This is a genomic window from Alginatibacterium sediminis (genome assembly GCF_003610775.1).
Classification (GTDB): domain Bacteria; phylum Pseudomonadota; class Gammaproteobacteria; order Enterobacterales; family Celerinatantimonadaceae; genus Alginatibacterium; species Alginatibacterium sediminis.
The window spans coordinates 1,071,879-1,097,414 of record NZ_RAQO01000004.1; the positions used below are offsets into that span (position 1 = coordinate 1,071,879).

The 25,536-nt window shown below is 42.5% G+C and carries 23 protein-coding genes; 12 read left to right on the forward strand and 11 right to left on the reverse strand.

Annotated elements, in window-relative coordinates; all coding sequences use genetic code 11:
- The first annotated feature begins 187 nt into the window (after nt 1-187).
- Nucleotides 188-1,561, forward strand: a complete 1,374-nt coding sequence (locus DBZ36_RS07860; protein ID WP_120354349.1) for a PAS domain-containing protein — start codon at nt 188-190, stop codon at nt 1,559-1,561.
- A 109-nt stretch (nt 1,562-1,670) separates the two neighbouring features.
- Here DBZ36_RS07860 and DBZ36_RS07865 read toward each other — a convergent pair whose 3' ends face one another.
- From DBZ36_RS07865 to DBZ36_RS07890, 6 genes are all read right to left on the reverse strand, one after another.
- Nucleotides 1,671-2,312 carry a hypothetical protein gene (locus DBZ36_RS07865; RefSeq protein WP_120354350.1) on the reverse strand — a complete coding sequence of 214 codons (642 nt, stop codon included), beginning with the start codon at nt 2,310-2,312 and terminating at the stop codon, nt 1,671-1,673.
- A gap of 75 nt (nt 2,313-2,387) precedes the next feature.
- On the reverse strand, nt 2,388-2,891 hold the full coding sequence (locus DBZ36_RS07870) for a GNAT family N-acetyltransferase (RefSeq protein WP_120354351.1): 504 nt from the start codon (nt 2,889-2,891) through the stop codon (nt 2,388-2,390).
- 80 nt (nt 2,892-2,971) lie between these two features.
- Entirely contained in the window at nt 2,972-3,568 is a 597-nt protein-coding gene (locus DBZ36_RS07875; protein WP_120354352.1) for a DJ-1/PfpI family protein, read from the reverse strand.
- A 310-nt stretch (nt 3,569-3,878) separates the two neighbouring features.
- On the reverse strand, nt 3,879-5,078 hold the full coding sequence (gltS, locus tag DBZ36_RS07880; protein ID WP_120354353.1) for a sodium/glutamate symporter: 1,200 nt from the start codon (nt 5,076-5,078) through the stop codon (nt 3,879-3,881).
- 266 nt (nt 5,079-5,344) lie between these two features.
- Nucleotides 5,345-6,424: a DUF3179 domain-containing (seleno)protein gene (locus DBZ36_RS07885; protein WP_120354354.1), complete on the reverse strand. Its 1,080-nt coding sequence runs from the start codon at nt 6,422-6,424 to the stop codon at nt 5,345-5,347.
- 456 nt (nt 6,425-6,880) lie between these two features.
- Nucleotides 6,881-7,576, reverse strand: coding sequence for a pseudouridine synthase (locus DBZ36_RS07890; RefSeq protein WP_120354355.1), 696 nt, complete (start codon nt 7,574-7,576; stop codon nt 6,881-6,883).
- A gap of 213 nt (nt 7,577-7,789) precedes the next feature.
- Here DBZ36_RS07890 and DBZ36_RS07895 point away from each other — a divergent pair, with 213 nt between their 5' ends.
- Nucleotides 7,790-7,978, forward strand: coding sequence for a hypothetical protein (locus DBZ36_RS07895; protein WP_120354356.1), 189 nt, complete (start codon nt 7,790-7,792; stop codon nt 7,976-7,978).
- Between the two features lie 24 nt (nt 7,979-8,002).
- Nucleotides 8,003-8,446, forward strand: a complete 444-nt coding sequence (locus DBZ36_RS07900) for a hypothetical protein (protein ID WP_120354357.1) — start codon at nt 8,003-8,005, stop codon at nt 8,444-8,446.
- Nucleotides 8,447-8,562: 116 nt separating this feature from the next.
- On the opposite strand, the gene DBZ36_RS07905 is transcribed toward DBZ36_RS07900, so the two are convergent.
- Together DBZ36_RS07905 and DBZ36_RS07910 are read right to left on the reverse strand one after the other, a co-directional pair.
- On the reverse strand, nt 8,563-10,410 hold the full coding sequence (locus DBZ36_RS07905; RefSeq protein WP_120354358.1) for a M3 family metallopeptidase: 1,848 nt from the start codon (nt 10,408-10,410) through the stop codon (nt 8,563-8,565).
- 473 nt (nt 10,411-10,883) lie between these two features.
- Nucleotides 10,884-11,231, reverse strand: a complete 348-nt coding sequence (locus DBZ36_RS07910) for a GNAT family N-acetyltransferase (RefSeq protein WP_120354359.1) — start codon at nt 11,229-11,231, stop codon at nt 10,884-10,886.
- Between the two features lie 236 nt (nt 11,232-11,467).
- Between DBZ36_RS07910 and DBZ36_RS07915 the strand changes: the two genes are divergently transcribed.
- From DBZ36_RS07915 to DBZ36_RS07950, 8 genes are all read left to right on the forward strand, one after another.
- Nucleotides 11,468-12,964 carry an arylsulfatase gene (locus tag DBZ36_RS07915; protein WP_120354360.1) on the forward strand — a complete coding sequence of 499 codons (1,497 nt, stop codon included), beginning with the start codon at nt 11,468-11,470 and terminating at the stop codon, nt 12,962-12,964.
- A 106-nt stretch (nt 12,965-13,070) separates the two neighbouring features.
- Nucleotides 13,071-13,925, forward strand: a complete 855-nt coding sequence (locus DBZ36_RS07920; RefSeq protein ID WP_233558103.1) for a formylglycine-generating enzyme family protein — start codon at nt 13,071-13,073, stop codon at nt 13,923-13,925.
- A gap of 63 nt (nt 13,926-13,988) precedes the next feature.
- Nucleotides 13,989-14,975 (forward strand): AAA family ATPase, encoded by a 987-nt coding sequence (locus DBZ36_RS07925; RefSeq protein ID WP_120354361.1) that lies wholly within the window; start codon nt 13,989-13,991, stop codon nt 14,973-14,975.
- 9 nt (nt 14,976-14,984) lie between these two features.
- Nucleotides 14,985-15,935, forward strand: a complete 951-nt coding sequence (locus DBZ36_RS07930) for a DUF58 domain-containing protein (protein ID WP_120354362.1) — start codon at nt 14,985-14,987, stop codon at nt 15,933-15,935.
- A gap of 1 nt (nt 15,936) precedes the next feature.
- A complete protein-coding gene (locus DBZ36_RS07935) occupies nt 15,937-16,422 on the forward strand; it encodes a DUF4381 domain-containing protein (RefSeq protein ID WP_120354363.1) in 486 nt (161 codons plus the stop codon).
- A complete protein-coding gene (locus DBZ36_RS07940) occupies nt 16,415-17,470 on the forward strand; it encodes a VWA domain-containing protein (protein ID WP_120354364.1) in 1,056 nt (351 codons plus the stop codon). The genes DBZ36_RS07935 and DBZ36_RS07940 overlap by 8 nt, the downstream gene beginning before the upstream one ends.
- A complete protein-coding gene (locus DBZ36_RS07945; protein ID WP_120354365.1) occupies nt 17,460-19,079 on the forward strand; it encodes a vWA domain-containing protein in 1,620 nt (539 codons plus the stop codon). The genes DBZ36_RS07940 and DBZ36_RS07945 overlap by 11 nt, the downstream gene beginning before the upstream one ends.
- Nucleotides 19,057-20,331 carry a BatD family protein gene (locus tag DBZ36_RS07950; protein WP_120354366.1) on the forward strand — a complete coding sequence of 425 codons (1,275 nt, stop codon included), beginning with the start codon at nt 19,057-19,059 and terminating at the stop codon, nt 20,329-20,331. Before DBZ36_RS07945 ends, DBZ36_RS07950 begins: the two co-directional genes overlap by 23 nt.
- A gap of 357 nt (nt 20,332-20,688) precedes the next feature.
- Here DBZ36_RS07950 and DBZ36_RS07955 read toward each other — a convergent pair whose 3' ends face one another.
- The 3 genes from DBZ36_RS07955 to DBZ36_RS07965 form a co-directional block, all read right to left on the reverse strand.
- Nucleotides 20,689-21,204 (reverse strand): P-loop NTPase family protein, encoded by a 516-nt coding sequence (locus tag DBZ36_RS07955; RefSeq protein ID WP_120354367.1) that lies wholly within the window; start codon nt 21,202-21,204, stop codon nt 20,689-20,691.
- Between the two features lie 483 nt (nt 21,205-21,687).
- Complete coding sequence (locus DBZ36_RS07960; protein ID WP_120354368.1) at nt 21,688-22,188, reverse strand: hypothetical protein; 501 nt, start codon at nt 22,186-22,188, stop codon at nt 21,688-21,690.
- Nucleotides 22,189-22,312: 124 nt separating this feature from the next.
- Nucleotides 22,313-24,286 carry an alkyl sulfatase dimerization domain-containing protein gene (locus tag DBZ36_RS07965; protein ID WP_120354369.1) on the reverse strand — a complete coding sequence of 658 codons (1,974 nt, stop codon included), beginning with the start codon at nt 24,284-24,286 and terminating at the stop codon, nt 22,313-22,315.
- A gap of 320 nt (nt 24,287-24,606) precedes the next feature.
- Between DBZ36_RS07965 and DBZ36_RS07970 the strand changes: the two genes are divergently transcribed.
- A complete protein-coding gene (locus tag DBZ36_RS07970; RefSeq protein ID WP_120354370.1) occupies nt 24,607-25,533 on the forward strand; it encodes a LysR family transcriptional regulator in 927 nt (308 codons plus the stop codon).
- Nucleotides 25,534-25,536 lie beyond the last annotated feature (3 nt).

Consider the following 25,536-nt stretch of genomic DNA (forward strand, 5'->3'; position numbering starts at 1 on the left):
GAAGACTAGTTATTTAGGCGGTTATGACTAGCTTTGCAAGCCACTTTCAACATAGCGCAAACCTGTCGATTAGTAATCATGTCAAGAATCTAATACAGAGCTCAAAATAAGCGAGTTAACGGTTTGATATTGCAAGGACGATTAGTTTATTATCAACGGCATATAAAAAATTGAGCAGGGAAAAGCCATGCTGGCGCTCTTAGAATATTACAATTTGCCTATTATAATAGGCCTCGTGGTCCTGATTGTAATATTACTTGGCATCCTTGTACTTCGTAACTCGCGAGATAGTAAACTGGCGCACATAAGCGTTTCGGATTTAAGCGATCCCAAATTCTTTGCCGCGCACCGTGACGCCTTTGCTGCCAACAAATCTTGCCTTCCTTTGCTTGAGCTTCGTGATGCTTTAATTGCGCAAGTTTTACAAGAGCAAGATTTAGCCGAACAAGCTAAACATAAAACCCACCTGAGCGACGAACTAAACCGGCAACTACTGCTGAGCAACAGCCAAATTTTTGAAGCAACACCTTCGGCAATGATGATTATTGATGAACAGCTTCAAGTTTTGGACATCAATCAATGTTGCTTACGTCAATTTGGTCTCAAGAAAAAACATAGCAGTTTGAATTTATCGCGCTTGCTTGACGCTTCAAAAATTGAAAACTTGAAAGAACAATGCAAAACCGTATTAGAAAGTCCTGAACACTTTTTGTTACCTTTGTCTCCGATCGGCTTTGCAAAAGCTCAACAACCGGGTGTCAGTTATCAATTACAGAAAATTAGCTTACAAAACCAAGATTTATTGCTGTGGACTTCTTGTGTGACCAAACCACCAAAAAGCATCGCTGATCCTCAGCAAAATGTGGCTTCAAAATCGGTGGCTGGGTTAAATCCTGCCGGTGCCGAAGGCATAAGTAACGCACCAACAACAGACAAATCTGAGCAAAGTAGTAGTGAAAGCGAGAAACTCGTGTATGTGAAACCACTTAATAGTGATGAGCAACGTCACATGCAATCAAACCGTGCCATTCTTGAAGCAATTGATAAACTAAATTCTCCACACCGCAGCTACGCGCTGGTTAAAGATGATGACAAACATTCTGAACAAGAGGCTATCGATATCGAAGTCTCTGCTCATCTGGAAAACGCAACTAATGTGCCTTCAACTCATCGTCCGGCTTCCATAGATCGAGCTCATAGCAGCCATATGCCTCAACCCTTATTGGATGAAGGCGCATTGAAAAAAGCCCTACAAGGTTTAGAGAAACCTTTACAATCAAGCCTGATTAGTTTGCATTCACACGAAATGCGACAATCCTTTCGTTTAATCGAACGACAGCTGCAGAATCAGGATTTCACCGCGGTTCATATTCAAGCCCGCGCAATTGCTGGTATTGCTCAGCATTATGGACTTGCCCAAATAGCTCAACACTGCGAACAATTTGAAAACATTTCTGAAGCCACAAAAGATGAGCAAAAAAACCAAATGATCGCAGACTTTGCCAAAACCTTGGATGAGTCTATTAGTCAACTCAATCAAGAACGCAGTCTTCAGTCTTAATCATTAAAAGGCGGCACGATATCCGCCTTTAGGCTTCAACCTTGAACAGACAGTCATCAAACTTATGTTCTCGGTTTAAAGACACTTTTAACTCAACATAATTTCAAACTTAATAGTAAATCATCTTATCAATATCGCTTAAGTACAACTCGGTGTTACCGGGATAAAAACTATCTAAACGGGGAATATCATCTAGTTCGATGGTGAGTTCATGGCTTTCGATATTAGGAATTTCACCCTCTCGACAGGCTTCATTAACGTCTGTATAAATGGCCTTTCCAGTCACTATATTAAAATCAAAGTTAACGTATTCGCACTCGAGTAAACCATACTCAATAGTTGCGCCAATGAGATCCCAGTTGCCATCGTTAAAGCGAAATCGATGCACATAACTCCATTTCTGCATGCTGCCACCAAAATGGTTTATCACCAATGCCCCACGCTCAATCTCGATTCCTAGAAATGGGTCGCCAAACATCCCGCCATGTGCGCTGGATAATACGCCCTCCTCACTGTAGAACCAAAGCCGCCATTGCTCACCCACGTTTTGATAAATCAAAACGGCACGTTGAGTGCCAAAATCGCTAGCAAGGCCAGTATCGAGAACCACTACCTTTTCAGCTATCCCGTCATTATCTAGGTCGCCTACAGCTTCCGTTATTACGGTTGCAGCAACATCAGTTGGTCGCTCATCTGCCTGGGCAGATAAGCCTAGGTTAAGCAGCAAAAAAATGACCATTCGCGTTTTCATACTGATCCTTCTTTGAGGTCATTCTATAATAACAAGAAAACAAAAATCTCCGACCTTACACGTTAGGCTTTAGGTTTAGGCTTTAGCGGCGAAGTCAGGTCGGATCCGTGACATTAAATACATGTTGCTATATTGACCCGCTTTAAATGTACTCAGTTGTTTTTCCGCTTCAATCTCAAAACCAAGACTTGTATATAGCGCCACAGCTCCATGATTGTCGCAATGCACTTCTAGCTCAAGTCGAATCAAGTTCAACCAATTGTCCGCTTGGTTAATCGCTTCCAATAGCAAGGTTCTACCAATTCCTTTCCCATGCGATTCAGGATGCACGGCTATACCTATACCTGCGACATGTCTGTCTCTAATTTTTGGACTTAGAAACAAGCTGACATGCCCTACAACTTTGGTGTCATTCACCGCAACCAGAGTGTAGTCATCAGAATTTAGAAATAAACTACTGACTTTATCACTGCTTAAATAGGGTAACTGGGAGGTATTCTCACTGACACTCGGAAAGCTATAAATGTCGAATAACGCTGGAATATCAGTGGCTTCCAGATGCCTTAAATGTAGGTCCAAACGATTTCCTTATATAAATGTTAATAAACCACAACTAGTGTTCTGGGTTTTAATAGTGATTGAAACGGTAAAATGCAAACCTAAATATATGGGGAGATGACCGACCAACAATGTTCAAACGTTTGTTCTTTTTCTCCCACAGGTGCAACATAGTTAATCGCGGCTTCGCAGGCACTTTGTCCTGCCAATTTAGCAATAACCCAGGCAGCTAAATATTGAGAAGACAAGCATCCCCCTGCTGTGGCGAGTTGGTTTTTAGCATAAAATGCCTGGTTAATGACCTCAACGCCTGATTCAACAAGCCAAGGTTTTGTAGTCAAATCTGTACACGCAGGCAACCCATGAAGTAATCCTAATGCAGACATCAGCAATGCTCCCGAGCATTGCCCCGCGATCAATTGCTTTGTAGGGTTCAGTTTTATTCGAGAAAGAATCGCTTGGTTCTTAGCAATATCACGAGTGAGCATACCGCTTCCAAACAAAACTGCATCGGCTGTGTTAGCAAATTCGAGCGCTTGTTGCGCAAATATTTTTACACCATTCATTGATGTGACGAACTCAGAGGGACAGCAAATTTGTACATTCCAAGCCTCACTACGCATTCGATTTAGAATACCAGCAGCGATAAATGAATCGAGTTCATTGAAGCCGTCAAAGGTGAGAATAGCAATGTTCATTGGATCCGCTTCCTTGGTTATTTTTTAAGAGTCCATTGTGCCTTTAGCTAGCGGAAATCTCCGCAAGCTTGGTATTAAACACCAATACTATAGACACATAAGTTACAAGTAATCAATAGCTTACTTGCGACCTAAAAGTGTATGCTATTGTTTGTTTCGCGTCCAAGACTGGTAAAACACACAAAGCTAATCACCAAAAACATTGATTTTTGGCAACTAGGTTGGAATACAAAGTAATACTGTATTTTGTCTCAAAAAAAAGCCACTTCACAGTCTAATGCTGCTTGTCTGTGTTTTTAGATCACAAGGCTTATAGTGCTATAAAAAAGTTAATTGCAACTACATTTATGATGTCCACAAAGAACCCACAAACTAAGGGAACTACAATAAAAGCTTTGTGAGACGCGCCATGCTGTTTACTAACCGCGGTCATATTGGCAATTGCAGTCGCCGTGGAACCTAAGGTGATTCCGCCAAAGCCCGAACAGATAACCGTTGCGTCATAATCTTTACCCATCAAACGAAACACGATCAAAATCGCAAACATCACAGAAATTAGAATTTGAATACTCATAACCACTGAAAGATAAACGACTAAGCCTGATAGTTCCCAAACTTTTAGGTCCATTAATGCCATTACGATAAACATGCCCAAGCATATATCTGATATGAGTGATAAACCTCTATCAGCCCCCTCAACATCTTGTTTGGGAAGTAGCTTGTTGATGCGGTTACCTAGGACAATACCAGCCATTAAACACGACACAAACAAAGGTAACTCTATGCCAATCAAGTCTAGACCTTGATTCAATCCGTAACCAAGCATTAGTGCCAAGTTTAGGCGCAGCCAAGCGTATAGTAAGCTGTAGCTATCAATCATTTCATGAGGCTTTGAGTAGGACTGGCCAACGTCTAGGGGTTTACTTTGGTTCCCGTTCAATTGGTATTTACGCATTAAATACTTCGCAATCGGACCACCAACTACGCATGCGAATATAAGACCAATGGTATTACTCGCGATCCCTAGTTCCATCGCATTCTCTATCCCCAATTTTTCAACGAAGGTAGGTGCCCAAGCGAGTGTAGTCCCTACTCCACCTATAAGAGATATTGAACCTGACATTAATCCAGCTTTAGGATCCATACCAAAGGCGCCTGCGACCAACATGCCAATGCTATTTTGTAATACGATGTAGAACGCAGCTAAACCAACTAAGATCAGCAATGGTTTGCCACCGCGTACTAATGACTTAATGTCGGCATTCAATCCCATTGCCGCAAAAAAATACAACAAAAGAACGTCCCGAACTTGCAGATCAAACGTAATTTTGACATCAAGAACGAAATAAATGAGTGCCACGACAGTGGCGCAGATGAAGCCGCCGATGACCGGCTCAGGAATACTGTAGTTGCGTAAAAGGTCGTACTTTGCCAGAGCCGTTTTACCCATAAACAATAATAAAATTGCTAGTGTGAAAGAAAAAAATCCACCAGCCTCCAAGGCGTCCATGGAATACCCTTATATAAATGAATGCAAATTGCTGTGAATGTGAATCGGAACCAATATGGTGGTGTGTAGTTAGGGCAACAATTGTGATGGGTAATTAGAAACAAAACTGCATAAATACATGCTCATCAAAGCAGTATGTAACAGCTATCGGATTAAATGATAATGAGTACGATAGCTATCATTAATAGAGTTTAAGTCCACCGGTTTGTTCGCAACTAACAATCTTTGAGTATTGCGAACAAACCAGGGTCTTAAACTCAATGCGACTACAATAAAACGTGGGTTGTAGCAAAAAACTGAGTCCAGATCCCATAGTGAACACCGTTATGTGTAGGCACCTGTAGCCCCGTATCAGCATTCAATAAACGAACAATATCGCCATCGCTTTCAATCACTAATGACTCGCCAGCAAGGGTAAATTGGTAACCATCATTAGCGCGTGCAAATTCTGGATCAATTGCTATTTGAGCTCTGCCATTATCGTATCCAAAAATTTCTGTTTTAACGTCCATTCGCGTATCGGTTAGGTCGAGTGTAGGAAATATAAACTTTTCACCTTGGGTACGTTGCATCTTTAAGGGTTCTTCAAACAAATCGAGAAGCAGCTTGTCAATCATGCGAGGCATGCCATATACAAACACCTTTGCATCGGGATACATCGACTTTGCGGTATCCCATTCCATTAATGTATTGGGATGTACCGTTGTAGCGTGGTCAGTAAACTCTGATTGCATAGTGATTTGCTGGATAGCGGTATCATTATTAACATCTTTAAAGATTAAGTTGTTATGTGCTTGTCCTAAGACCTGTAAATTAGGTTGTCCAAGCCCGTAATCGGTTTCCACAACCATAGGCAAATTAGAAAGCCCACAAAAAGTTATCGCATATTCAGTGTTCTCAGACTCCCAACCTGCAACATGAGGGATCTGTACATGGTAGCGTGGGAAAATACGCACTTCATCGTTAAGTTCAACCACATAAACGCGCTGGTCTGAATCAGGAATATGTTGGTCGGCCTCATCCACGTTAAAAAATTCAGCTGTAAACTGTTCAGTAGGGAAAGCTGTTGGCATTGCATAGGATGATGCCCAAAAGGTTATAAGAACCCCAACTGATGCTAAGGACATCAACTTACGATTCCACATTCCCCATTTTTCGCTAAGCAGCCACAAACCACCTAAAGCCATCAATTGTAAGACCATGTATAGACCTGCGTTTTGGTAATACCCCAACACCATGTCTCGTGGAACATTGAGAGATTGCCCTGGCTCGGTCATCAGCACAGCACAAAAAATTGCCGTAGCCGCAAGAGTAGCTGCGTAGACATTGAATATAATTTTTTTCATTATAAACACCTTGTTTAGTTGTTTGTCTTAATCAGAGTCGCCTGAAAAAAGACTATTATTTGAATTTCGGTCAACTTGGTTCCGCATTTACCTTGCTGCGAAAGCCATGTTTGATTTGAACAAATAGATGTTGTGGACTTTGAATTGCACTTAAAATCAAGATAAAAACAATATAACAAGCTACGCATCATGTTGCACAATCAACAATATGAAATAAATATATACCACTTATGTTGCACAGTCAACATAAATTAAATTCTTTAGGCCAACAGATCTCCAAGTGCTAGCCACGTTGATAAAACTATTTTTAATGTTTGGGGTCAGTTGTTGTTTAGATGTTTGAGATATTTGGTGGAGTGACTGTCGTTAAAGCGCAAACTTGTTTCAATGTTAAGCTGCGGCAGGTGTTATGGAATAAAACGGGGATTTAAACGAACATACAAAAACTGGCTAGGGTTAGATTTGATTCGCTAATGCCCTAACCTCGCTACTGCTTAGGCTACGAGAAGCGCGTTCGCCAACATCACACTGCAAATTACCTATTTGTTGACGATGTAAGGTTTGAACCCGGTTTCCGATTGCAGCGAACATGCGTTTAACCTGATGAAAACGACCTTCAGTGAGGGTTAATTCAACCTTGCGCGGCCCCAACACTACTAGTTTTGCTGGTAGTGTTAGCTTGGTCTCCCCTTGTAGCATGAGTCCCTCTTGAAAACGTTTTGCTGCGTTTTTGCATAGGTCACGTGATAAGCCCACTTGATAGGTTTTTTCACAACCATTCTTCGGCGAGGTCAAATTGAATGACCAATGACCATCGTCGGTTACGAGCACAAGGCCTGTCGTATCGGCATCTAAGCGCCCTGCGATATGTAGCTCGTCGACACGTTCTACATCGAGCAGTTTCAATACTGAAGGATAATTCTCGTCTACATTTGAGCAGATCATCCCTGCGGGTTTGTTTAACAAATAGTAGCGAAAGGGTCTGGGTTGTAGCACTAAATCGTCAAGGGTAACTTGATTAGTTTTATGTACTTGCAGACTCGCCTTTGTGGCAAGTTCGCCATTGACCAAAACGCGCTGGCTTTCTATCAAATCGCATGCTTGTGACAAGCTGTACTCGCTACTTTTACAAATATATTTATCTAAACGCATGGTATCCGTTGTTATCAAAAAGCATCGTTGAGGTCAGTAGATTCTCTCCTACAATCACCACATCAGCAAACTGTTACCCGCCTGTAGCGATTAATTTGCGGCTATCAATCGTAAAGCACGCCTTATCTAGGAACATATTGATTGAGCTAACTAAGCTTAGGTATCCAGCTCCAGTTTTAATACTCGGCATCCATTACCAAAAAGGGAATATGCATGAAAGCCAACAAATCATTTCGACCTATTATTGGAACAGTTATAAAACCGCCAAGCCGCGACCAAGCTAAGCCACCTTTCTTTGATCGTTATCTTAACTTGCCTACAGAAGACGTTAAACCAAGCCTAGAGAACAATCCTTGTATAAACCTAGATCCAAGAGATCCAGATTATTTGCGGATAGCTTGAGACTGTCCAATATTAAGCACTCCGGTGCGCCTACCTCCAAGAAAACCAGCAAAAATAGCAAAACCGGACTTAGTGTTTGCGGCGTTTCAAGCGTGGGCTACCAACAATGGCGAAATTCACCACGCATTTACCATTCGCAATATTGGAAATGCAGCCATTGAAATGGGTGTCCAGAATCAAGTTAGCGTTCAATTTTACGCGTCTTTAAATATGCTACTTGACCCAATGGACCACGACTCATACACCGGTGCCGGCGGAAGTATATTAAGAAATAGTGGGCAGTCGCAGCGCTTAGAACCGAATCAGGAACTCGACTTATATTGGCAGGCCAGTGGCGATGGCCGAGTAGACTATCGACTGTTTAGTTACTCGATTGGCAGTATCACCTTGGCAGATAACCACCCGAATAAAAATAGTGAGATCGTGAACAATAACGTCAGTGTTGCGGCTATCTTACTTAACAGCTAGCTTGATAATAACTATCCACTTAGTTTAGCCAACTAAAGGTGTAACAAAATGGATTTCAAACTTAAAAAACGACGTAACTCTAAGCAGAGTACGCCGTTGCTATTAGCCGGCTACAATCAGCGGCCGTATTGGGCAACAATATACTGCTCAAACTGATCGCACATCTCACTATCGGAACTCGCATTGCTTGCGAGCTCGCGCGCACCATCAACTACCCTGATGCTAGCATTTAGTGACGCAGCTTCTACAGGCGGGCGCTTAGCCAAGTTAGCAATTTTAACTAACTCTTTTTCCCAAGCTTGCTCAACACTCTGGGTACAAGCCTCGGCTAAATACTTAGCACTAAAGCCTTCACCCGTTAAGCTTTCAATGGTTTGAGTGTGGGATAAGCTGTTACCCGGTTTCCAATAATGCTCGGCTAACAATGGTCCAATCTTTGGGTTGTCACTTAGATAACCAAAGCGCTCGGTAAAGTAAGCGCGCGTTTGATATACAGCCATGTGCGCCAACAAATAACCTTGGTAGGAACACGCTGCATCATCAGAGAGTAAATGCGGAATCGCCATCAATGGCCGCGGGCTGCATTCCAAACCTAAAATGTTGAATTCACATTCTCGCGCTAATGCCGTTGCACGTTCAGCGCTTAGCTCTTGGTCGCTGAGTTCATATAATGCGCGCTCAAAATATGGCACCACCAAAATACTACGCTCTTGATAAGCAGCAAAGGGCTGTCTACTTGCGATCATAGCTTTGATAATACTGTCTGGAATAACCTCGCCTTGTTCATTTCGTGCATATTGCTTCAACCAATCAGCATCGTTAAGTAGGGAGTCACAAAACATGGACTGGGTTTCGGCGTAAGCCATAGACGTAGGTGCAAACTCTTGTGAAAAACACGGTGCATTTAGTTTTACATTAGCAAAGTGCGCCGCATGTCCGCCTTCATGGAACAAGGTATTGATACCATCAAAGCCACTGCCAACTTGATCAGGCTTTGCGTTACTGGTGAAGTTTACTTGTGCTGCAATCCATTGCCCTTGGTCAAAAAACGAGGGCACAGGGCCGTGGCAAAAACCATTTGGGTACTTGCCTTCTCTATCGAGTAAGTCTAGGCAAAGTTCGGCTCCGGAATAGTCGATATTGAGTCGACCAAATGACTCCACCCAGCGGCGCAATGATTTTGAGAATGGAACATATGGATCCAACTCTCGCATCACATCACCTGCAAAGCTGTAGTTAAAGTTATAGCCTTTAAGAGCGGCCAGCCCTTTTTCTGCGGCTAAATGCTTCAAACTATGTTGGTGTGCAGCGCGGGTGCGCTCTTCAAAGTCATCCAATATAGTAAACAGTGCCGAGCTCGACATGTTTTCCGTTTTTTCAATCGAGTAATCAAAAAAGTTGTTATAGCCTAGCGAGCGAGCAAAACGATTTCGAAGTTTAACCAAGTCTAAAAAGCCGTTGTTCAATAACCATTGTTCAAGTTCAACAAGTGCATTGTGAGCGCTTTGGCGCACCGCTTCAGAACTACTAGCACGTATGGTCGAAGCTAATACCGGCAGTGAGGCAGCAACTGACTCGCCATTCTCGTTGGTATAAAACTGTTGATGAGCTTGTTTTTTCTCAAATAAATCCGCTTCAAATTCAATCAGCTGACGCTTAAGTGTTTGCGCTGACTCTCCTTCAATGGCGTTTACTCTAAACATATTTAGCCAGCCATTAAGTCCTTGTACGGTCTGCTGTTGCTCTTGTGTATCAACAATAGATTGAGCCAATGTTATTTGCTGCTCAAGCTGGGGGATTTTGCTCGCATCGCTTACAAAAGCAGTCCATTGGGTTTGCGCCGCTGTTGAACCTTGGTGGTCATCACTAACACCCATGTAGGTTTGCCAAAAGAAATCTTCTTTGGTTCGGTGAATGCGCAGGTAATCCTGGTTGAGTTGATTGAGATAATCTGTAGCCGACATATAAATTTCATTCCTTGGCTTAGGTAGCCCTATGATTTGAACAAACGAGATGGTGGCCTGGGGCCTTAAACAAGCACTATTCTAGCGCTGAATCATTATTAAAGCAGCTTAAACGCCTAAGTTTATTCAGTTTTACATCCCTAATGTAATCACGATTAGAAGCGTAATTGCGGAGTGCGGCTGCTTGGTCAGTTTAGGTTTAACGAAGACTTTTGTGTATCGCATTCCAATGAGCGGACGAAAGCGACTTAATACAGGCACTTGAATGCCAAGCTCATACCAATCCCATTATATTTTTAGTCTTTTACTTGTTGTACTAAAACGCTTAGCTTTAGGAAGAAGTCGCGGCTATTAGCGGTCTAATGAAAAAGTTATGACGACAAGGTTGGTGTTTTAGTCAAACAATGGTTATCAATAAATTACTGTGATTGGTATCAGCACATCGATTCGGATTTTAGACTCCGGTTGACCAGCTACGATTTAACAATCAAGGTCTTTTGATAAAAAATCTTATCAACACCACGCATAGGGTAATCATTGTAGCGGCCAGCCTCTTTGAAGCCTAGCGACTCGTAAAACAAAGGTGCTTGAAAACTGTAGGTATCAAGGAATACATTAATAACACCCTGCTGATTTGCATCTCGCTGTGCAAGCTCAATCAGCTTTTTACCAAACCCAAGCCTACGAATCGATTCTGATATCCAAAGGTATTTGACATGCAGGGTAGTAAACATCAATTTAGCAATGAGTCCGCCGACTATGTCTCCGTGTTCATCACGAATAAAGTAGCCGACGCTTTTCTCATCAAGGTCTGGATGCATTATTCATAGAATCGGGAAAGACCATTACATCTTGACCTATCAATGTCATTCACATTTCCAAAGTAGTGCTTTGTGAAACCAATAGTCGATATACTTTGCAAGTATAGGAAAACAAACTTTCATCAAAAAAAAAAGAACCTATGAATTTAACAATAAGTTACCTACAATAAAAAATCACCTATACGCAACTAAGTATCTAAACTTAGTTACAATAGAATAACAATGGATGGTTAACTATGAATAAGTTGAAGATGAGTGCTCTTGCGTTGGGGGTGATTTTTTCCCAATCCGCCTTCGCAACAACTGACACCAATAAGCCTAATATTTTGGCAATATGGGGGGATGATATTGGTCCATTTAATATCAGCGCCTACAATCGCGGTGTCATGGGCTACCAAACCCCAAATATTGATCGCATCGCAAACGAAGGGATCCTCTTTACTGATTCATATGGCGATCAAAGTTGCACAGCGGGTCGTGCTGGTTTTATTCTAGGTCAGCATCCTATTCGTACAGGCTTAACTAAAGTCGGCTTACCAGGCGCAAAAGAAGGGATTAATAAAGCAGACCCTACAATTGCTGAGCTATTAAAGCCGATGGGTTATATGACAGGACAATTTGGTAAAAATCACTTAGGTGACCAAGATGAACATTTGCCAACCAACCATGGCTTCGATGAGTTTTTTGGTAATCTTTATCACCTGAATGCAGAGGATGAGCCAGAACACGCCGATTACCCTAAAGACCCAGAGTTTAAAAAACGTTTTGGTCCGCGAGGCGCAATTCACTCTTTTGCAGATGGCAAAATTGAAGACACCGGCCCTGTAACCAAAAAACGTATGGAAACCATCGATGAAGAGTTCTTAGGTGCTGCATTAAGCTTTATCGATAAGGCTCATACTCAAAAGAAACCTTTCTTTGTATGGTTTAATTCGACTCGTATGCATATCTGGACGCGCCTAAAAGCAGAATCAGAAGGTGTGACTGGCCAAGGAATCTACGCAGATGGCATGACGGAGCATGATGGACACGTTGGTCAGCTGTTAGACAAACTGGAAGAGTTGGGCATCGCTGAAAACACAATCGTTATGTATTCAACCGATAATGGTGCTGAACTACTATTGTGGCCAGATGGAGGATATACGCCGTTTAGAGGAGAGAAAAATTCTAACTGGGAAGGCGGTTACCGTATACCTATGCTGGTAAAATGGCCAAATAAAATAAAACCAAATCAAATATCAAATGAAATAATTTCATTACAAGATTGGATGCCAACACTGTTAGCCGCTGCTGGTGATGACCAAATTACCGAGAAGTTAAAGAAGGGCACAACTATCGGTGGTACTGAGTATAAAGTGCATTTGGATGGACATAATTTCTTACCACACTTTATGGATACATCTATACCTGGGCCACGTAAAGACTTTATATATGCATCGGATACAGGTGATATTGTAGCTATTCGTGATGGTGATTACAAAATGGTATTTAAAGAACAACGTGCACATGCACTAGCGACTTGGCAAGACCCTTATGTAGAACTCCGCGCACCCAAAATATTTAATTTGCGCATGGACCCTTATGAGCGCATGGATCATGAGTCAGAAGGTTATGGTAAGTGGTGGGCTGAACATATGTTCCTTATGGCTCCAGCTATGGTTAAAGTTGGACAATTTAAAGCTACCTTTGAAGAGTTCCCACAACGTCAAAAACCCGGTAGTTTTGTTCCTTAGAGCAATTGACGATTTTAAATAACAATCTCACAAGGCTGTTTCACCAATTGAACGGCCTTTTTTAGTGACGATAGGCAGTTTGAACGTTTTTGTTTAAGGAGAGCTTTTGAAGTTCTTACAGACTATTTTTAAATCCAGGCTAACCGTATTAGTCCTATTTACCTTACAAATCCATCCTTCGTTTGCTGGATCTGCTCAGTATATTTTTCCGGGTTTTTCGTCATTAGATAAAACTAGCCCAACTTACGCTGCGAATCTAAAAGCATTAATTTTGGCCGACCTTGTGCGTGTTGAAGGTGGAACGTTTAACATGGGTTCGGATCTACCCAGCGCAAGAAAGAGAGAAAAACCTGTCCACGAAGTAGAACTAGATACGTTCTATATTGCTAAAACCGAGCTAAGTCAGCAGCTTTTCGAACATATAATGGGCTGGAATTATAGCTATTTTGCCTGTGAGTTTTGCGCTGTAAACAATTTGAGCTGGAAAAATGCACAATCCTTCATTTTAAAGCTAAACACCATTACTGGATTAAAGCTCAACTTTCCAAGCGAAGCTCAATGGGAATTTGCCGCAAAAGGTGGAAACCAATCAAAAGGCTATACCTTCAGCGGTTCAGATAACATTGATGAGGTAGCGTGGAATGCCAATAATGCGCAAAAACGCAGCCGCGCTGTCGCTTCACTCAAACCAAATGAACTAGGCTTATATGATATGACTGGGAATTTGTGGGAATTTGTATTGGACGATATGAGCCGAGTTGCCTACCAGCATAGTGAGCTTAAAAACCCAGTCTATAGCATCACCGATGATTCAAGTAAAACGACCATGAAGGTAATACGCGGTGGAGGTTATGAGTTTTCTGCGGCCGAGTCTGAAGTGTTCAAGCGCGATGGGGCAACCAGCAATGTTCGCATGCCTGATATTGGTTTTAGGCTTGCAATGAATGACGATGCGAACTAAAGATAATTAATTTAAATAAATTTTGCGACACGTTTTGATTTTACAACATGAGGGATATCGAACATGAGCCTTGCGTACCAAAGCATCATTGCACTCGAAGAACAGCTAAATAAGTCGGTCATAGGTCAAGAAAACGTCGTGCGCGCCTTAATACTATCGCTAATCAGTGGTGGTCATGTCTTGCTAGAAGGATTGCCAGGAACGGCCAAAACTCGCTCAGTAAAGCTACTCGCTGAAAATCTAAATATAGCGTTTGGACGAATACAATTTACCCCAGACCTACTGCCCTCAGACGTCACCGGATCGGAGGTATATCGTGAAGTAAACGGCAAACCCGATCTCTCGTTTAAACCTGGCCCAATATTCAACTCGATTGTACTTGCCGATGAAATTAATCGCGCCCCAGCAAAAGTACAAGCTGCGCTCTTAGAAGCGATGGAAGAAAAGACAGTGACCGCCGCTGGCGTTACCAACAACTTACCCAACCCGTTTATGGTGCTTGCCACGCAAAACCCCATTGAACAAGAAGGTACCTATCCCCTGCCCGAAGCGCAGATGGATAGATTTCTTATGAAAGTTGAAGTCTTTTACCCGGATGCTGATTCAGAGCTGGATATCATTCGATTGGTGAGATCTGAAGAACAAGACGCCAAGTCTGATAATGATTCAAACCAAGCGCAGCCTCACTTCGATATCAATACTGTACTCGAAGGCAAAGAAGCGATAAAAACAATCCATATATCTGAAACCGTTGAGAAGTACATCGTTGATCTGGTGATGGCAACTCGCAAACCTGAACTGTATCCAAATGGTTCACTCAGTCGCTGGATTTCCGTTGGTGCGAGTCCTCGAGCTTCTATAGCTTTAGACCGCTGTGCCCGAGCCAGCGCTTGGATAGAAGGACGTGACTTTGTTAGTCCGGATGACGTTCGAGCTGTGATCCATGCCGTTTTAGGTCACCGAATTACCTTAACCTTTGATGCTGCGGCAGACAGTATTTCTAGCAAAGAGGTCATCAACGAAATTCTTGACCTGGTTGTATTGGCATAAGGATTTCCAATGGCCAAAAAAAGTCAACTAATACCAGGCGAAGACGACCCTCGTATTTACGCAGACTTTCAACGCTTAATTAAGTTTAAGTATATGAAGAACAATTTCACCTTAACGCCTTATGATAAATCTGCGGGCTTAATGTCAGGCCGGCATGTATCCAAATTTAGAGGCCGGGGCTTAAATTTTGAAGAGTTTCGTCATTATCAAGAAGGTGACGACATTCGTTCTATGGACTGGCGCGTCACCATGCGAACAAGGCAACCTTACGTTCGCGTCTATAGCGAAGAAAAAGACCTGCCAGTAGTATTGCTGGTTGATCAACGTAAAAGTATGTTCTTTTCATCTCAAGATACCATGAAGTCAGTGATCGCAGCGGAGCTGGCTTCGGTATGTGCATGGCAAGTTCTCAAAGACACCGACCGCGTGGGTTGCATGACCTTTGCTGATAACCAACACTCATGGATAGCACCACAGCGTAGTCAGCAAAACACCTTACAAATCATCCGAGAAATTGAGCAATATAATCGTAAGCTAGGAGCACTAGTACCAAACCAAGTATCCCCATCAGAGTCGCTGAATCATGCCTTAAAGCGATTAAATGAAATGAAACTCAAAGGGGCCTTAGTTCTCATGTTCAGCGACTTTAAAGGGCTTGACGAAAAAGCAAAAGCCCAACTCCAAGCCATTCAAAGTGCCAATGATGTACTCGGAATAAGAATCTCCGACCCTCTTGAGCATAAGTTTAAAGACTCACTTGAGTTCTATGCTACTGATGGCGATCATCAAGTTGCGGTATCCAAAGATTCATCTGAGCTCGCTACGCGCTATAAACAGTATGCTAGCTTGCAAAGAGAACAATTAAAGAAACTATTTACCACTAAATCCACTCCCTATATTGAAATAGGCACCGACGGCTTACACGTAAGTGAATTTCAATTGGCAATGGGGGGGAAATAGAATGTCCTCTAACAACTCCTTGCTTGCATCACTTATCGACCCGGTATTACCCGAAACCATATCGATGTGGCCAGTAACCCTAGGTTGGAAGGTTTTACTGTTACTGGGCATTTTAGTTGCGGCTTATTTATTGGTAAAAAAAATACTGTTGTGGAGGAGCAATCAATATCGAAGAGACGCGCTTAAAGCACTAACTAATTTGGACTCTCTACCGACCTTACAAGCTCTGGGATTAATGAATCATACCCTTAAGCACGCCGCCTGCATTGCTTTCAGTGCTGAAAAAGTCGCATCTTTACATCATGCACCCTGGCTCGATTTTCTAAACCAAACATCGCCCAATGAATTTGTAACACCAGTCACTCAACAATGGCAAGCTGCGTTATACGATCCCCGAGCCTGTAAAACAATCAGTGCCAATGAGCGACAACAACTAGCAGAATTAGCCCGCTGTTGGCTAAAACAACATGAGGTAAATCATGATTGAATTTGCACATCCTTGGGCGTTCATCTTGTGCATACTCCCTTATGCTGTATACCGATTTGCCCCCCCTTATCAGACCAAACAGTCGGCGGTGCAAGTTCCCTTTTTTGATGTCTTGGTTAATGTACTAGGCCTTAAGCCAAGTAAGGGAGCAACACAATTACAACCCACACTTTGGCAACGCGCTTCTTTGGGCTTTGGTTGGTTGTTGTTAGTTGTAGCAATGGCAAAACCTGTTTGGTTAGATGAACCACAAACACGCGATGTAGTAGGCAGAGACTTAATGGTGGTGGTTGATCTTTCGGGTTCTATGGCTACCGAAGACTTCAGCGACTCTCAAGGCAACAAAATATCACGGCTAGACGCCGCTAAAAATGTACTCAGCGACTTTAGCCAACAACGAAAAGGTGACCGTTTAGGTTTAATTTTATTTGGAGATTCTGCATTCTTACAATCTCCATTTACAGCAGATCACAAGGCATGGACCGATTTGCTAATGGAAACCCGCGTCGCAATGGCAGGCGCTGGTACGCATCTAGGCGATGCCATTGGACTAGGAATCAAAACCTTTAGAAAAGAAAACGATACTGCCGATACTGCGATCATCAGCGACGAGCAGACTGAAAAGCAAAAGGTGCTGATCGTACTTACTGATGGCAACGACACCAACAGCCTGGTGCCCCCTATTGAAGCGGCAAAAATTGCGGCCCAAGACGCTATTCGTATTTATATGGTTGCGATTGGCGATCCAGTCACCGTTGGCGAAAATGCCATGGATATGGACGTCATTGAGCAAGTAGCAACACTTACTCAAGGTAAAGCGTTTGTTGCCTTATCACCATCAGAACTTACTGAGATTTATCAAACCATTTCAGAATTAGAGCCGGCGCTTTTCGAAAGCTTTACCTATCAAGCTAAAGTATCAATACACCATATTCCAATTTTGATTTTGATGCTCAACTATCTAATTATGATGTGTTTTTATACCTTGAAACGATATGTATTAAAGGAAAAAAATAAAACGACAGAGGAGGCAAAGCATGGAATTTGAGATCATTAAGCAGTTTCATTTTCTTCGACCACTTTTCCTCTGGTTATTAGTCCCTGTGCTTGTTTTTATTTATATAAACTGGCGAAGCACTGAGAAGCAGCAAGACTGGATGAATGTGCTACCGGCGCATTTAGTCTCAGTGCTACGTGTAGGCGAAAGTGGTTGGTCTAAACAGCTCCCCCTAAAACTTGGTTTACTCGCCTGTTTTATTTTCATCTTTATTATTGCTGGTCCTGCTTGGCACAAACAAGCATCCCCCTTTGGTGAAGATGCAGCAAATATGATTATTGTTGTTGACGTTTCCGAGTCCATGTTGCAAAAAGATGTAGCACCCAATCGCTTGCTACGAGCAAAACAAAAAATCCTAGATATACTAGATTTACGTAAAACTGGGCAAACCGGACTCATTGTTTTCTCAGGTAGCGCACATATAGCAATGCCACTGACCAAAGACCAACAAGTATTCTCACCTTTACTTGAATCAATATCGCCTAAAGTGATGCCGCGAGAAGGGAAGTTTGCGCAATATACAGTCCCTTTAATTGAAAACATGCTCAAAGAAATCACTTCTCCCAGCACCATTTTGCTATTAACTGATGGAGTAAACGAAGCCAGTTCGATGGCATTTAGTAACTATCTATCAAACTCACCCAATCAATTACTAATTTTAGGTATTGGCAATGAAAAAGTACAAGCTGATATCCCCTATGAATATCAGACACTTAAGAAACTAGCTTCGGATACCGGAGGGGCGTTTCGTAGTATTAGTGCCGATAACGACGACGTAGAATGGGTGGTGAAAAAAGCTGAATACAACATGTTGATTAGCGCTGACAACACCATGCCTTGGGTGGACTCTGGTTACCCGCTCACTTTTTTAGTTGCATTGGTATTCTTATCTTGGTTTAGAAAAGGCTTTTTAGTGAAATGGTGCCTCATCATTGGATTCACATCGATATCAATGGCACCAGCCCCCGTTCAAGCAGCGCAATGGAATTTCATGGACCTTTGGCTTACAGCCGACCAACAAGGACAACTTTTGTTCGAAAAACAGCAGTACAGTGAAGCTGCCAATACCTTCGAAACCACCAGCTGGAAGGCCGCCAGTTATTATTTAGCCGGTGAATACGATCTAGCACAGAACTACTTTTTACGAGAAGACTCATTGAGCGCGAAATTTGGGGCAGCCGCGGCGTTGGCACATCAAAGAGAGTATGTTGCAGCACGGGCTATGTACCAAGAGATCGTTAGTGCTGACCCTGAGTTTCCAGGGGCGCAGCAAAATGCTGAGCTTATGCAAAGCATTATTGACCAAATCGATCAGTTTTCAGAGAGTCAATCCAACAACAACGAAGACCTATCAAGTAAAGAGCTGGGAGATGAACCCCAAACCAGCGAGGGCAGCGAGACCCAAGTAAGCCAAGAGCAGTTGATTGAAGAAACACTGTCTTCAGAGGACATCATGAATAATGAAGAGCTCAGCGAAAAGTGGATGAAACGGGTTGAGAGTAACCTAGAAACATTCCTTGGATCTAAATTCTATTATCAACTCGAAGACGGCAACGCGACCATGGAGTACAGCTCAGATGATAAAGCTCTTAGTGAATAAATTTATCTTACTGCTGATTATGTCGCTGCCTTTTCTAAGTGCTTCAGCGCTGACAATTTCCGACTTAGTCAACAATGAAAGCATCATTGCAAGCAGTTATGTCGATATTAAAGATCCCATTTCTATTGGAGGGGAAGTCACCTTAACTATTGATATATCTACCGATACTCAATTTGCACAGGGAACTCTAATTAAACATTTTGATCTCCCCAACGCAATCGTGCTTAAGCAAGGACCATTCGCGATCAACTCGGTGCTGCACAAAAACGGTAAACAGTATGTCAATCAGCTGTGGCAAATTCCTATTTATCCTCAACAAGGCGGGGATTATGTTATTCCTCCAATCGTCATAGAAGTGGGTGTCAAACACGGCGATGAAGTTATCAGTGGTAAGTTGCTTAGTGAGACAATCAATTTTTCCGCTTTTGTCCCCTCCCCTTATATGACAGACGAAAACCACTGGTTGGTTGCCGAAAATGCCAAACTGTCTGAAAAAGTGGTGACAACCATCGTTAATCAAACTGACAGTAGTGATGTGAAAGATCAGCAATCAGAGCCACAACTAAGCTCTAAACAATTGCATGTTGGCGACTCGATAGAACGTGAAATAACCTTAAGTGCTAATGGATCTCTAGCTATGTTGTTTCCATCATTGATAGAAACTGGGGATTATCAAAGCTCTGGTGCCCGTGTTTATATTTCCCCAAGCGAGTATAACGATAAAGAATCGCGCGGAGTTCGCACCTCCAATCACATCGAAAAAGTGACTCTAATAGCGGATAAACCTGGTGAGATCGTTCTTCCCACTGTGGAACTTATATGGTGGGATATAAAAAAAGAACGCGAAGAGCGCTTACAACTTGAGGCTCAACGTTGGCAGGTTAAGCATACCTTTGTCAGCTTCGTTACCATGTACTGGCATTGGCTACTTGCGTTGCTCTTAGCCATTATCACGCTAGCGTATATTAGCTACCGCTTGTGGCTTGAGTTTAAGCATAGAAAAGCAACCGGTACCTTACCGTTATGGTATCAGTTTAGAGTTGCACTTAAACAAAACCAAAAGGGACAAGCTGAAAGCCTTATTTATCGCAAAATGATGCTAAAACATAATCGTCTAACTCTATTGGATCCATCGCAAGATGACCTTTTTAAAGAAAAGGCCCTAAGCTTGCAACAAATCCGATATCAAAAAGCTTCGTCTCATAGTGTTAAAAGATCATTGCTTCGTTCACTTTGGGATAAAATTCGCTAAGGCCTTAAAGTTTTCGTTTTTAGCCCCAAAACTTAGCTAATGCTTTGATGCTTAAAGCAATTAAAATAGCTGGCAGTTTAGCTAAGTAGAACTAACCGCTGGCTAAAAGCACGTAGTTTCACTGATAACAAAGCTTAAAAGACATAAGGTTTACATCTAAGGTGAACTAAGACGATTGTTATTACTCCGCAGCCTATTCACGAGTAGCAAGTCCCTTTAGCTAGCCGCTAAACTATATTTTGTCTGAACTTCTGAACCCGATCAAAGTCCAAGTGCATCGCAGTTTAACAGTCTGAATTCGCTCTCATAAACCTCTTTCATCCAAGACTGACCCTGCGCATGCGCTACCCAAGATCTTCACTGTACAGACTTCACAACAAATTGATTTAGCTCATCCACAGTTTTAATGACATAAACATTCTTAGATGCTGAAAATTCGTTTAACCGAGACCTAAAGTCGTCGTTCCAGAATCGTGGACATAAGCGAAGTACTTTGTAACTCTGTAAGCTGCCTTTAAAGACTGAACTGCCATCAGGCCAGCCCTCTGGTTTTACCAACAACCCTTTAAGCAGGCGTTTAGTGACAAACCAATAGCTAACAAAATACGGTAGATCGATATAAATTAGAGTATCAGCTGCCCGTAAGCGTTTATCAAATGCAGCTAAGGGGCCAAAGCCATCAATGATCCAGCTTTCACTTTCTAATATTTGTTCATGGGCCGCGTCAAAGATATCGCGATCGACAAGGTCACCATTGTTTTGGTAAACGATAGAGTCTAGCTGATGCAGTTGTATGCCAGTTGCCAACGCTAAAGCTTTACTCATTGTTGACTTTCCGCTACCCGGTTTGCCAAAAACTGCTATTTTATTCATGTGTTTGCCTTCGTTTAAGTGGATCCCGTCAGGCAGATACAAAAAACCCACCTTAGGTGGTGGGTTTGATAAATAAAGCGCACATCAACATCCCACCATAACTATGGAATGATGATAATTCGAACTGGATTTTGCGCTACATTCATTTTCATTTAATCACTTTTATCTAAGCGGGGTTAACTGTCAAACTATTTGTATACAACTAAGCTTAAAATATCTAATAGCTGCAAATCACTTTGGCTAGCCATTACTTGTATATTCGATTACAAAGCAGCGTTCTATTTACTATAGGTTTTACCGCTATAACTATTCCAATAAATGCTTTTGCGTAGGCAGTTGATTAGTAATGTTTCAGTAAGGCTCATAACAAGGTCTGATAAGACTTTTGTGCAGTGATAGAGCGGCTTTAGGGGAACTACGGCGCAAAGACAAGCATGCGTAACAAGAGCTATAAGGCAACCCTAGGCGCTTACCGCCAATTTCTCAGACGGATGAAACTGAAAAAATATCGGTAAACCAGGTATCGAAAGCCTCAGTATCATTCACGGCACCATTTACCGTGACTAAACCTTGGGCTTTAGCTTGTTGCCAAGACAATACATTGTTTGCTAATGCTTCAAGTACATCGAACTCGGTAATCAACAACACGGTATTGACGCTCGACGAATAGTAAGCCTCTGAAACCATACGATTTCGACCCAATTGAAGTTGGTTATAGTGGCCTTTGATGGGTTCAAATATAATAAATCGGGTTTTATCTGGGTAAGTTTGACTAACCGCTTTGGCAAATGAAGTTAGTTTTATCGTGTCGAGTTTATCGGCATTGCCTAATGCATTTGATTGTCGAACAGCGATGACATTTTCAAACACTACCAATGAACCAGGTTCAGTAACGAAATGAAAGCCAGCCACATCGTGCAGAGCACATGCAAAACTGTTGAATGAGACGATAATAGTGAGCAGTAATAGCGGTAATGATTTCATAGTCGTTCGCAGCTTAGACTGACGTTAAATGATTTGAGCGGGTTAATGGACTTAAAACGCATCAATAAAAGAGCGCCATCATCACTATATGTGTGACGCTCTATTTAGGGTCTGCGTACTTCGATTAACGTACGATTAGCATTATTTCTTCTGGCGACATTGGCTTGTCAAAGAAGCTCATAAACTTACCAAATTCTTGAATACCGCCTTTTGCGAAAGCAAAGTCACCGGATTGTAGATTGCTAGCGATCACTTGCTGCGCATTCGGACCCGCAATCAGGATTTGATTTAGCACTGCTCGCGAGGTCTTAATTTGAACATCAGCTTCAGTTAGCGCTGTTTCATGCAACTGTGCAATACCGTTTCGAATTTCAATGGTGAACGACTCCTGGGTATCCACAAAGCTGTAACTAAGTGCCATTTCAACATCAAGGGTCTGTTCTGCAATTAACGTAGCGGTCATCATGTCTAAGATTTGATGACTCGGTAGTGCGGTCAGTACATCAACCGATGCAAAACTAATCAACTGAGAAAAGTCACGAGTTCCCTCAAGTTCAGCCGCAGCATTTAAGCCCCAGTTACGCCAGTTAATGTTTACTTGATCAGCTGCCCAAGCTTTATAAGCAGTTGCTTTAAGTTGGCGTGCTTCCATGTCGTCTTTATCAATGGTTATTGGATAAGACAATATTTCTGCTGCAAATGTATAGTTCTCAGCTTTAATTGCCGCTTTTGCCGTAGACATAATGTTGCTACGTCCGCCCATGATTTCAACAAATGCTTTTGCACGTTGCTCATATGCCATTGGCTCTAGTTGCCATGGATCGGCTTCAAAAAAGCCATTGTAGCCTACGTAAATCTGACGAACCGCATGCGCGACAGTACCGTAATGCTCGCCTAGCCACGGGTGTTGTGCTAAATGGCTAGGTAGTTTCACTACTTCAACCAACTCATCTGGCGTCAAGCCTTTGTTCATATAACGAATGGTTTGGTCATGGGTATATTGAATTGCGTCGCGGTAAGCCGTTAATACGTTGGCAACCGCTTCTTTGCCTTCAACCGGGCGACCATGGGAGTTAATCATGACTTCAGTATCAAACTGACGCATGGTATCAATCCCTTTAAACCACATTGCAGGATCGCGGAACTTTGTTCCTCGGATTGAGTGAAGATTAGGAAAGTTTTCGCCTTGAAGCACTTCTGCTGCGTGCAGGATTTTTTGCTTTGGCAAGTAAACAACCACTTCGTCTTTGGTTTCTGAAGGGACATTTACAATTTCCAAATCTACGCCTGCGATTGTGATGTCTAAGCGATCTTTTAGTACCACATTTGGTTCTATGAACGAGATATCACCTTGCATAAAGCGTGGGCCTAGTCCGTCATTTACCGTACCGTGCTCGCCTTCGTCAACATGTTTGGCACCGGTATATGAGGTTCTATGACCAAATAGCGTGCCTAAGTTTGAAGACCAATTGGCAACCGCTGCAGTTAAACCTTCTTGCGCAATAATCTTAACCGCACCAGACTCTACCTCTTCATCGCTTACCCAAGCTCGAACCCCAGAGATATGATCAATATGGTTGTGCGAATAAATAATGGCTTTTACCGGCTTATCGGTAATCTGACGGAATTGCGCTTTCACTGACTCGGCCATTTGCACCGACTCACCGGGATCAACGATGATAATACCGTCATCACCTTCAATCATCACTGGCGTATCAAGACCGAAGCCATAACCTAGGTAGACATTGTCATCGATCTGAATAATAGCCTGGTCCATCTTGCGACCGTGCTTAGTCAAGGTTGGATGAACATGATCCGATGCTTGCGTGTAGGCCAAAGACTCGCCCGTTTTAGACAACACCTTTATCCGCTCGCCTTTACCCCAAAATAGGTTCGATTCATGTTCAAAGAGAACATCGCCTTGGTAGCGGGCATCAAGATCGATATTTTGATATTGAGCAGCAGAGCTGGTTTGAAGTTCTTGGCCAATCCTTGACGTAGCATGTGTGTGCGCTGTACTTGCTGAAGTAAATCCAGATGCCAACAAAGCACTCGTAACCGCGAGCGGCAATGTCATTTTTTTAAACAAATTAGTCATGATGACGACCTTAGGTGTTGTATGAAACAATTGAGAATTATCTTAAGGTCGATAGTAGGTATCTTAAGCCTAGCAATCCATAGGCTAAAACGATTTCGATTCATCGTAATTACGATACTTTAGAAGATTGAAAATTTAATGTTAACTAGCGCACTCGTTACCTAACATAAGTACAAGAAAGGGGTAAGGAAGATTAGGTGGGCATTTAAATTCAAGATCAAGTCTTTAGAAAAACCATCCGAATATAGTAAACTAAAAAACACATCGTATATCCGATGCCTTAATCGCAACTGCTGAGCCAAATACGAGTGCCAAGTCCTATGAGCAACGAGATCCCAAACTTGAACCTGTTGGCAGTATTTGCAGCGGTTATGGAGCAAGGTAGTTTAAGTAAAGCCGCTGAACACTTAGCGACCAATCAGTCGACGATCAGTACTGCCTTATCTCGACTAAAAAAAGAGACCGGTAAAGAGCTGTTTGTTCGAAGTGGTCGCGGCGTGGTTCCAACGGCCTATGCTTCCAACCTTTTTACCCAAATTCAACCTTCTGTTCAGCAACTTAGCCAAGTGTTTCATTCACTAAAGGATTTTGACCCAGGCAGATCTACCCGCAAATTTGTAATGACAGCACCCGAGCACCTGCAATGGCTATTACTGAACCACTTTGAAAACAAGGGCAACAAAAACATTAGCCTAGAGGTTTTTGATCAAGCCGATGACGACGAAACACTCTACCACGGCCTTCTCACCCAAAAGTTTGATGTCATGGTGGATATATTGCCGCCCAATCATCCAAATATTGAATCTATCCACTTGTTCGACGGCGAATTTGTTATCGCGTGTCGGCAAGGTCATCCACGTATAAAAGGCGCATTAAGCGAAGCTCAATATATGAGTGAGACGCACGCGGTACTAGAGCGCACCAGAGACAAAATGCGCTCTCTGGCGCACTATACCGACATTGACACCAGCAAGCGGAAAGTTGCTTATCATGGTAAATCATTGTTCAACAATCTACTGATGTGTAGTCAGTCTGATTTTATCACCGTTGTGCCTTTGTCCATGGCCTTACAGTTTGAAAAGCAATTACAACTTCAAGTCTTTAAGCCGCCCTTTAACTACAAAAAGGTATCTAACTACCTGATCTGGTTAAAGCAGTTAAATCATGACCCTAGCCATCGTTGGTTTAGAACTGAGTTAGTTGAAGCCGCAAAGCGTATCGAAACTCAAATGCTTAATGCGCTATAGCTA

What these genes read in the sequence shown, in the direction of transcription:
- DBZ36_RS07860 (WP_120354349.1), top strand. Translation starts at nt 188, where the DNA reads ATGCTGGCGCTCTTAGAATATTACAATTTGCCTATTATAATAGGCCTC.
- DBZ36_RS07865 (WP_120354350.1), bottom strand. Translation starts at nt 2,312, where the DNA reads ATGAAAACGCGAATGGTCATTTTTTTGCTGCTTAACCTAGGCTTATCT.
- DBZ36_RS07875 (WP_120354352.1), bottom strand. Translation starts at nt 3,568, where the DNA reads ATGAACATTGCTATTCTCACCTTTGACGGCTTCAATGAACTCGATTCA.
- gltS (WP_120354353.1), bottom strand. Translation starts at nt 5,078, where the DNA reads ATGGACGCCTTGGAGGCTGGTGGATTTTTTTCTTTCACACTAGCAATT.
- DBZ36_RS07885 (WP_120354354.1), bottom strand. Translation starts at nt 6,424, where the DNA reads ATGAAAAAAATTATATTCAATGTCTACGCAGCTACTCTTGCGGCTACG.
- DBZ36_RS07890 (WP_120354355.1), bottom strand. Translation starts at nt 7,576, where the DNA reads ATGCGTTTAGATAAATATATTTGTAAAAGTAGCGAGTACAGCTTGTCA.
- DBZ36_RS07895 (WP_120354356.1), top strand. Translation starts at nt 7,790, where the DNA reads ATGAAAGCCAACAAATCATTTCGACCTATTATTGGAACAGTTATAAAA.
- DBZ36_RS07905 (WP_120354358.1), bottom strand. Translation starts at nt 10,410, where the DNA reads ATGTCGGCTACAGATTATCTCAATCAACTCAACCAGGATTACCTGCGC.
- DBZ36_RS07910 (WP_120354359.1), bottom strand. Translation starts at nt 11,231, where the DNA reads ATGCATCCAGACCTTGATGAGAAAAGCGTCGGCTACTTTATTCGTGAT.
- DBZ36_RS07915 (WP_120354360.1), top strand. Translation starts at nt 11,468, where the DNA reads ATGAATAAGTTGAAGATGAGTGCTCTTGCGTTGGGGGTGATTTTTTCC.
- DBZ36_RS07925 (WP_120354361.1), top strand. Translation starts at nt 13,989, where the DNA reads ATGAGCCTTGCGTACCAAAGCATCATTGCACTCGAAGAACAGCTAAAT.
- DBZ36_RS07930 (WP_120354362.1), top strand. Translation starts at nt 14,985, where the DNA reads ATGGCCAAAAAAAGTCAACTAATACCAGGCGAAGACGACCCTCGTATT.
- DBZ36_RS07935 (WP_120354363.1), top strand. Translation starts at nt 15,937, where the DNA reads ATGTCCTCTAACAACTCCTTGCTTGCATCACTTATCGACCCGGTATTA.
- DBZ36_RS07940 (WP_120354364.1), top strand. Translation starts at nt 16,415, where the DNA reads ATGATTGAATTTGCACATCCTTGGGCGTTCATCTTGTGCATACTCCCT.
- DBZ36_RS07945 (WP_120354365.1), top strand. Translation starts at nt 17,460, where the DNA reads ATGGAATTTGAGATCATTAAGCAGTTTCATTTTCTTCGACCACTTTTC.
- DBZ36_RS07950 (WP_120354366.1), top strand. Translation starts at nt 19,057, where the DNA reads ATGATAAAGCTCTTAGTGAATAAATTTATCTTACTGCTGATTATGTCG.
- DBZ36_RS07955 (WP_120354367.1), bottom strand. Translation starts at nt 21,204, where the DNA reads ATGAATAAAATAGCAGTTTTTGGCAAACCGGGTAGCGGAAAGTCAACA.
- DBZ36_RS07960 (WP_120354368.1), bottom strand. Translation starts at nt 22,188, where the DNA reads ATGAAATCATTACCGCTATTACTGCTCACTATTATCGTCTCATTCAAC.
- DBZ36_RS07965 (WP_120354369.1), bottom strand. Translation starts at nt 24,286, where the DNA reads ATGACTAATTTGTTTAAAAAAATGACATTGCCGCTCGCGGTTACGAGT.
- DBZ36_RS07970 (WP_120354370.1), top strand. Translation starts at nt 24,607, where the DNA reads ATGAGCAACGAGATCCCAAACTTGAACCTGTTGGCAGTATTTGCAGCG.